At 49.3% G+C, this 6,321-nt stretch carries 6 protein-coding genes; all 6 read right to left on the bottom strand.

Features of this window, described 5'->3' with window-relative positions; translation table 11 throughout:
• Nucleotides 1-222: 222 nt before the first annotated feature.
• Nucleotides 223-792 (bottom strand): pyridoxal 5'-phosphate synthase glutaminase subunit PdxT, encoded by a 570-nt coding sequence (gene pdxT, locus ABFC84_06615; protein ID MEN6412427.1) that lies wholly within the window; start codon nucleotides 790-792, stop codon nucleotides 223-225.
• 24 nt (nucleotides 793-816) lie between these two features.
• The gene (pdxS, locus tag ABFC84_06610) at nucleotides 817-1,698 is read right to left on the bottom strand and encodes a pyridoxal 5'-phosphate synthase lyase subunit PdxS (GenBank protein MEN6412426.1); all 882 of its coding nucleotides are present in this window, start codon (nucleotides 1,696-1,698) and stop codon (nucleotides 817-819) included.
• Between the two features lie 228 nt (nucleotides 1,699-1,926).
• Nucleotides 1,927-5,283 carry a UvrD-helicase domain-containing protein gene (locus tag ABFC84_06605; protein ID MEN6412425.1) on the bottom strand — a complete coding sequence of 1,119 codons (3,357 nt, stop codon included), beginning with the start codon at nucleotides 5,281-5,283 and terminating at the stop codon, nucleotides 1,927-1,929.
• A 65-nt stretch (nucleotides 5,284-5,348) separates the two neighbouring features.
• Entirely contained in the window at nucleotides 5,349-5,618 is a 270-nt protein-coding gene (locus ABFC84_06600) for a type II toxin-antitoxin system RelE/ParE family toxin (protein ID MEN6412424.1), read from the bottom strand.
• Nucleotides 5,615-5,827: a hypothetical protein gene (locus tag ABFC84_06595; GenBank protein MEN6412423.1), complete on the bottom strand. Its 213-nt coding sequence runs from the start codon at nucleotides 5,825-5,827 to the stop codon at nucleotides 5,615-5,617. The genes ABFC84_06600 and ABFC84_06595 overlap by 4 nt, the downstream gene beginning before the upstream one ends.
• 279 nt (nucleotides 5,828-6,106) lie before the next feature.
• Nucleotides 6,107-6,321, bottom strand: a 215-nt coding sequence (locus ABFC84_06590) for a YibE/F family protein (GenBank protein ID MEN6412422.1), incomplete at its 5' end; no start/stop codon positions are given.

Here is a 6,321-nt window from a genome sequence, read left to right as displayed (position 1 = left end):
CTCATAGCTCATAGCTCATAGCTCATAGCTCATAGCTCATAGCTCATAGCTCATAGCTCATAGCTCATAGCTCATAGCTCATAGCTCATAGCTCATAGCCAAATTATCATCTATCAAGAAGCCCGTGACAAGGCTCATAGCCCCTGCTTTCTATCATAACGATCATGCAAAAACGCTCTCGCCTTCTCAGCGAGAGCGTTTTCCTCATTCTATCTATGCTTCTTACTCCCGAATCATAGATAGAAAATATTTATGGATACGATCATCATTTGTCAATTCAGGATGAAAGGATGTTACCAGCAGCTTGCCCTGCCGGGCAATAACCGCTTTATCATCTACGGCTGCCATAACCTTCACTTCCGCTCCAACACGTTCGATGTAGGGCGCCCGGATAAACACAGCCCGCAATGGTTGCTCGCCGAATTCCGGAACAAATAAATCGGCTTCGAAGCTTTCCCGCTGACGGCCGAAAGCATTCCGCTGCACTGCGATATCCATCAGACCCAAGCGGGGCTGATCGCTGCCGACAATCTCTTTCGCCAGCACAATCATACCGGCGCAAGTGCCGTAAATCGCCATTCCCGTAGCAGCCCGGGCTTTGATCCGTTCCATCAGTTCCCATTCCACCATCAGCTTACCCATCGTGGTGCTTTCCCCGCCGGGAATAATCAAACCTTCTATATCAGCCAGTTCTTCCGGTTTGCGAATCTCAACCGCTTCCACACCGCAGCGTTCCAATGTCTGCCGATGTTCCCGAAAGGCTCCCTGTAAGGCAAGTACGCCAATCTTCATTCCTGCTTGTCCCTCTTTCTGCTATTACCAGCCGCGTTCCTGCATCCGTTCGTTCTCAGGAATGGTGGAGATTTCAATACCCACCATAGCTTCCCCTAAGTCCTTGGATACTTCCGCTAATACTTTTGGATCATTGTAATACGTTGTAGCCGAAACAATCGCTTTGGCCCGTTTGGCCGGATCGCCGGATTTGAAAATACCGGAACCGACAAAAATGCCGTCGCAGCCCAGCTGCATCATCAGCGCGGCATCAGCCGGAGTGGCAATTCCGCCGGCGGCAAAATTCACTACCGGCAGACGGCCTAATTTTTTCGTTTCCAAAACCAGTTCCAGCGGAGCGGCAATATTTTTGGCAAAAGCAGGCACTTCTTCTGTCGGCAAATTTTGCAGCTGCCGGATCTCGCTCATCACCATCCGGATATGCTTCACCGCTTCAATTACATTGCCGGTACCAGGTTCCCCTTTGGTACGAATCATCGCAGCGCCTTCACCGATACGGCGCAAGGCTTCTCCCAGGTTTCTCGCCCCGCAGACAAAGGGTACTTTAAATTGATGCTTATTAATATGAAATTTGTCATCCGCCGGAGTCAGTACTTCACTTTCATCTATATAATCGGCTCCTAATGATTCCAGAATCTGTGCTTCGACAAAATGACCAATCCGTGCCTTAGCCATAACCGGAATCGTAACCACATCCATAATCCGCTGGACAATCGACGGATCCGCCATACGGGCAACCCCTCCGGCCGCACGAATATCAGCCGGCACTCTTTCCAGCGCCATAACGGCGCAGGCACCTGCTTCTTCGGCGATCTTCGCCTGCTCCGGCGTAGTAACATCCATAATAACGCCGCCTTTGAGCATTTCTGCCAAACCGGCCTTTACCCGAAAAGTTCCTTGCTGCATGTTATAAAAACCTCCTATATCTACTATCGGTTAACTCAAAGAAACTATAATAATATATTATATCACAAAAAAAATATCTTTTCGCCATTTTTTTCGCGAATTCTCATTTTAACCAGCCATATTACTCTCTCTGAGAAAATAAGTGAGACTCGAAACCACAACTCCCGGTTTCGTTAGTCGAACTTAGACAAAGCCGGGGTGCCCGGAAGACGGAATGTGTAAGATCTTTTAAAAAAGGCTCGCCTGTTTGTAAGCAGGCGCTTGCAGTTGAGCCGGAGTTTCCCGGCTCAACTGCTCTCGCGCCATGTGAGCCAAAAAAGGCGACGGCACAGCCGCGGACGTCAACAGAATCAGTTCATCCTTTGCCCTGGTCATCCCCACATAAAACAGCCGTCTTTCCTCGTCGATATCCGTTTCATGCTTGCTGTTTTTTAAAGGAATCCTGCCGTCGTTTACACCGCACAGGAATACCACCGGAAACTCAAGGCCTTTGGCTCCGTGCAGCGTCATTAACGAAACCGCATCAGGCGAATAAACCTTGCTGCCGCTGCGAATCACGTCACTTTCGCGCCCCAGCACCAGATTCTGCAAAAAAGAAGCCATGTCGGTATGCATAACAGACGTATGCAGCAGAAACTCCATGCACCTTATGCCTGACAAACTGTTATCAATCATCCATGAATCGAACAACTGCGCCGGCTTTTCCCGGGTGACGATCGGTTCATATTTCCGCAGCAGTCCGATAAACTTCCGGCGTTGATCCGCTTCAGCTTGTGACGAGAGCAGCGCCTCTTCCAGTATGCCGCTGAGAGACGCTACGCTTTTCTCGCCGGCCATGTATTCCTCCAGTACTGTTGGGTTGAATTTCGAATCCGTGTCTTGCCCCTTCAGGCAGGTCAGCAGAGATACGACATCCCCCGGGTTGAGCAAAAACTTAAAAAACGCAATCGCCTCACGGACGAAGTTTTCGCCCAGGAATTCGTCCCGTCCGGCCACTTTATAAGGGATCCCCTCTTTTAACAAACACTGCTCCAGCATATCCGCCTGCCGGTTCGTACGGTATAGCAGGGCAATATCGGCAAAGCCCCTTGCCGGTTTATCTTTCGGTTTTTTTCTGCCGGCGGTAAAGGTGTGTGCAGCCAGCATATCGATACCGCCAATCAACCGGTTGATTTCCTTGGCAGCAAACAACGCCTCGGAAAATTCATCACCGGTCTCGATAAGCCGTACCCTGGTGCCGCTTTCCCTGTTCGCGTCAAGGCGCCAGGTACGTCGCTCTTCCCCGGTCCCGGTAATCACCGTTTTGGCGGCAGCAAGTATTTCGGGCGTCGAACGGTAATTCTGCGTTAGCCGGATTTCCCGGATAGCGGGAAATTCCGCTTTAAATCTGATAAAATAACGCAAATCAGAACCCCGGAAACCATAAATTGACTGATCCGGATCGCCGATAATAAAAATACCTTCGCTTTTCCTGCCCCATTCTTTGATCAAGCGATATTGAAGCTCATTAATATCCTGAAATTCATCCACCAGCAAATAGGAAACAGCATTTCCCGGGTTTTTATCTGCGCCTTCTTCTCTATTTCTGCCCTCCAGCTGACGAAGAACTTCCAGAAGAATATCGTCATAATCCATTACACCGCAGCGCTGCAGCTGCGAGCAATAGGCAGCGTACACCTCCGCCGGAATAGCCATGCTTTGCTGTTCTTCCGGCGGCGACGCACTATTTTTGAGCCGCGATATTTCCCGCAGGACATTCCTGGGGGAAATTTTCAATTTCAAATCCCTGATAATTTCTTCGCTAAGGGAACGAGCACTGTATTCATCAATAATGATTATGTTCTCTTTGCCTTGCGTTTGCGACAAAATCTGCAGGCAGATTGAATGGAATGTCCCGATGGTCATAGCCCTAACTATCCGTTTATCGCCAAAATGTTTCTCCAGACGACTGCGCATTTCTTTGGCAGCCTTGTTGGTAAAAGTAACGGCGGTAATCCGGGAAGGAGCCACACCGCACTGTTCCACCAAATAAGCGATCCGGCAGACCAGCGTTTTAGTTTTTCCGGTTCCCGGACCGGCAATGACCGCCGTTACTGGTTCGGCGGAAGAAACCGCTTCCCACTGCTCCGGGTTCAATCCATAAGGAAGCGTTGGCGAAGCAGGTTCCCCGGCAGACTCCCGCTTACAGGAAGGACAATCATCCTCTCCGCCCGGTGCCGCCGGTTTCTGCGCCTGCATCTGCCGCTTTTCCTTTTTTGCGGCGGACAACGGGTCCTGATCGGAAGTCCCTTTATCCTTAAAACAAGACTGCCCGATAAAACACAGCTGGCCTGAAGTCATAGCGATTTCACTTTTATCCATCACTTTAATCGTACCGTATTCGCCGTCGAACCCGGGATGCAGTTCCACCTTGCCGCAGCGCAGCCGACGGACGCCTTCGGCGATACAGGGACCTGACGCCTGCTCAATATCGCCGAGCGATACCTCCCGGAGAATGGATAATTCCGGCCCCAGATTCCACAGCAAATCCTCGTACTTCTGCTTCACCTTTTTACTGGCCACAGTAAACCCCATAGAGGATGCGACCACTTCATTCAGGGGGACGAGACTCTCGAACGGCTTTGCCGCCGGCGGTACGAACCCCTCTTCCCGGTCGGCAAGGTCTTCCACCCGGTGGAGCACGCCCACCGTAATCCGGCCGCCGCATACCGGGCATACGCCGCCCGCCGCTTCCGTTTCCGCCGGCTTCCAGCACACCTTGCATTTCCGGTGACCGTCATAATGGTACTTCCCTTCCTCCGGGAAAAACTCAAGAGTACCGCCGAATTCCTTGCCGGCAGGATTTTTCAACGCGTTCAGTATGCCGGGGTAAGAAACATCCGTATCAAAAAGATTGGCCTCCCTGGCCAGTTTGGAGGGAGAATGGGCATCAGAATTGGACACCAGGGCAAACCGGTCCAGCGCTGACAGACGCCAGTTCATAGGCGGATCGGATGAAAGCCCTGTTTCCAGCGCATAAATATGTTCCGTCAAATCCCCGAAGCACTCTTCAATGGTATCAAAGCCGGAATAGGCGCCAAACAGGGAAAAATGGGGCGTCCAAATGTGAGCCGGTATAAAAATAGCTTCCGGGCACAATTCCAGCACGATCTCCAGCAAATCCCGGCTGTCCAGCCCCAAAATCGGCCGGCCGTCGGAATGAAGATTGCCGATTGTCTCCAGCCTGTGGGATATCCTTTCCGCCTGCTCCAGCCCGGGCAAAAGAATCAGATTGTGAACCTTTCTTACCTTGCCGTTCTTCTTATAAATGGAGCTGATTTCCCCCGAAACAATAAACTGCGGCCGGAAAGCATCTCCCGCCCCCGCATCCTGCTGACGAAACTCCTGTTTCAGCGTATAAACCCCGTCCCCGGAAGGAACCAGCTTCTCCTTCAGCTCCTCCCGCCAGGCCGGATGGGTAAAATCCCCCGTACCCAGCAGGTCAATCCCCTTGCGCCGCGCCCATACGTCCAGCATTTCCGGCACACAATCCCGGCTGGTAGCCCGGGAATATTTCGAATGAATATGAAAATCGGCAATAAACATCGCTCTGCACCTGTTTTTCGTTTATTTTTAAAAAGCAAAGAAATTTTTCCCTAGATCAGTTTTAATTATTTTTTTAGCTCCCGATAAAAGTTCTCATAAACGCCTAATGCAAGTAACGTGATTGTGGTTTCATCGACCGTATATGCCAATAGGTATAGTTGGTTTTGGATATCAAATTTATAGACACGTACGCCAGCTAAGTCGCCCTTTTTTTCTTCTCCTATTAGCGGATCCGCCACAATCACTTTAATAGCACTATTAACCTGTGGTCGTTGATTTTTATAAATTTTTTTGTAGGTGCGCTTAAATAGCGGCTTCTGTTCGAGATTCATCATGACTCACTAAATGCAAACGGTTCGGATTTTTCCCCTTTCGAAATCAACATATCCCGTATTAATTCGATAGGCAAATCCGGATTTTCAAGAGCAATCTTCCCCATTTTAGCCCAAAATGCGACTTGCAGGGGAACGGTGCGGAATTCGGCTGCTGCAGTTCTTTTGGCGTCCTCATAAAGTTCTTCATCAATACGAATAGCAACACTCATAAAAGCACCTCCTGTAACTATTGTATCATTTCGCAACAAAAATTACACTTCATTTTTTAATAATTTAACACCAGGCGACAAGGATCGTATTTCATTAGAGGAACGGGGTTATCGACACAAAGTTAATGTGAATGTTGCGGCATCCCGTCCCCCCTTGACATATGCTGTATAAAATAAAGGAAGCAGAATGTACGTCCCCACTGCTACAAGCAAAAATCGCAAAAGGCCGTCCAGTTTATCCTATTCCTTCCCGATTTTTGAAATTCATGAAATTCTCATTCATTTTGCCGACAAATCCTGCGCCTCTGCCTGTTTGTTCCCTTTTCGGCTCAGAAAAAAGGCGGTTATGACAGCAGTAATCGGAATAGCACAAATTAAACCAATACTACCGGTAATAGCTCTTACTACTTCCGTTACAATCAGGTTTGAATTCAATATTTTGATTAACGGCAAATTTTTTTGCGCACTAATAAGCAATATAAGGGGAAGGAAAC

Source organism: Veillonellales bacterium (assembly GCA_039680175.1).
Classification (GTDB): Bacteria; Bacillota; Negativicutes; order JAAYSF01; family JAAYSF01; genus JBDKTO01.
This window is presented reverse-complemented; position numbering and strand designations above follow the sequence as displayed.